Origin of the sequence: Streptococcus oralis subsp. dentisani, assembly GCF_003944205.1 — a bacterium.
Taxonomy (GTDB): domain Bacteria; phylum Bacillota; class Bacilli; order Lactobacillales; family Streptococcaceae; genus Streptococcus; species Streptococcus oralis_BH.
In genome coordinates this window covers 1-2015 of the sequence record NZ_RJPH01000031.1, presented here as the reverse complement: position 1 = coordinate 2015, position 2015 = coordinate 1, and the positions used below count along the sequence as shown (strand labels likewise).

1 protein-coding gene and 1 pseudogene are annotated in these 2015 nt (G+C 31.5%); one reads left to right on the top strand and one right to left on the bottom strand.

Going from position 1 to position 2015, the window contains the following annotated elements:
* Nucleotides 1-397: 397 nt before the first annotated feature.
* A pseudogene (locus D8805_RS09880) lies at nucleotides 398-700 on the bottom strand (IS110 family transposase); the annotation flags it as partial.
* Nucleotides 701-995: 295 nt separating this feature from the next.
* On the opposite strand from D8805_RS09880, the gene D8805_RS09875 reads away from it, so the two are divergent.
* On the top strand, nucleotides 996-2015 hold a 1020-nt coding region (locus D8805_RS09875; RefSeq protein ID WP_125417120.1), incomplete at its 3' end, for a DUF4872 domain-containing protein.

The window sequence follows — 2015 nt, the reverse complement described above, 5'->3', positions numbered from 1 at the left end:
TACAATGGTTAAATATAGCAAGTAAATATGCAAAGGCTTTAGATGGAAAAATTTATTGTAATTTATGTACGATTAAAAAGCTATATATACTTTCATCTGAAAATAATAGTGAACAAATGAGTTACTTAATATCTATTTTGAGGAATATTGAACTTGAAAATTTGAAATAGTAGGTGAAGTTTGAAAAAAATAAAACCTAGTTGATTTGTTATTTATCCTAATTTTGGGCACACTAAAAAGAGGTCTTGACACCTAAACTTTAAAATTAAAGCACCTTGAATCCATGTCGCTGTGCAAAATGAATGGTATCTTGGACTGACATTGTCTTATCTGGATTTCTTATTTCTGTAAGACCTTGTAACCTTGGATTATAACTCTCCTGTTTTAGGAGTACGTGCTTGTCGGTTTTCTTTCCTCTGATAGCCTTGACATACTTGGGGTGAGTCAAGCAGATATTGCAGGATTTTTCAAGGATATTGAAGACAGGAATCCAATATTTACTGGTAGATTCTATACAGACATCAAAGCAAGAATAGTATTCTAGCCAGTCTCGTAGCTGTACTAACCCATTTGTAAAAGTTGAGAAACGTTTACGATGGTAGGTTGTGAGTTCTTGCCTGTCGGTGATGGAAATAACCGCTACAACAAAGGTTTTATGAACATCAATACTACAACAATTAGGATAAATAATTTTTAACATGAGAGGTCTCCCTTCACCAAATTTGAGTCTACCTATCCCTTGACTATTCTTTCCTTTCACAAACGAGTCGCTTTTCAATTATAAGTTTACGTGCTCCTAGTCACAGTTCTTGTACTTGATGGAAAGAATCACACCTATAAATATGCGGGGTGGTGTCTGTACTACTCACTTATTCACCTCCCTGTGATTTGTAGTAATGATAGGCTTTCTCACTATTATAAAACAAAATAAAGAGAACAACACTTTTTCATTCTGTGTTGTGCCTTGAGTGAAACGAAAGGAATGAATTATAAATATGAAGCTTGATGCCACATTGGGAAATAATTGTCGTTCTGTAGCAATGTCGACCATTTTAAGTCATTATGGATATAGTCTTTCAGAAGCTATGTGCTTTGGATTGGGAGAAGGTTTTGACTTTTTGGGTTCAAAAGTAAAATTTGGGTTATTAAACAAGTTTACATGTTATGCAGGTAATAACGAAAATGATATTTATACATTAGTTAATGCTTTAAAACTTGAAATTGATATTATTCAATTGGAAGAAAATGATAAAGTAAGGGATACAATAGAAAAACTGATTTATAGTAAAATACCGATAATTGCAAGAGTTTCTTTAGATAAATATCTAAAATTTATACCATCCTCTTTAACAAGTAATAAGGAGTCAACAAAATCAATTTTTAAGTTAATTAATGGTTCAGCAGGGAATCATGTGGTTGTCATTACTAATTGTGGTAATACTGGAGTCCTTGTATACGAGCCTAATATTTCTAGTCCAATCAGTATTCCATGGAAGAATTTCCTAGAAGCAATGAATCCTTCAAATGCAGTAATTTACCATCCAAGTAATACTTTATTTGTATTATCTGCTAACCCTTCTTCAATAAAAGAAGATAATATCAGTGATATGAAAATGGTAATTTGGAATGCTATTTATAGTAATATGAAGAGGTATATAAAAAATAAAAGCAACTGGGGTGGGCTACATTTGGTGGAGGAATTATCCGAAAATTTTTTATATCTAATCTTTGGAAGAAGAACTAGAAAAAATGTTGAATTTTTCCGTTTTTTTTGTGATGTAGCAACTGGAGGCGGTTTTTATCGTAGGCTTTACGGAAGATTTTTGAAAGAAGCTAATAGTAAATACTTAAAAAATAACTCAATCGACTTAATATCTAAAGAATATTATAAGTTATCTAGAAAATGGTCAAACTTTTCCAGGGAAATTTCAAAAAAAAATTGTGATTATGAAGTTATTGATAGATTGGTACAAGATATCGTAATGCTTGAAAAAAAACTCTCGTTGGAATTATAT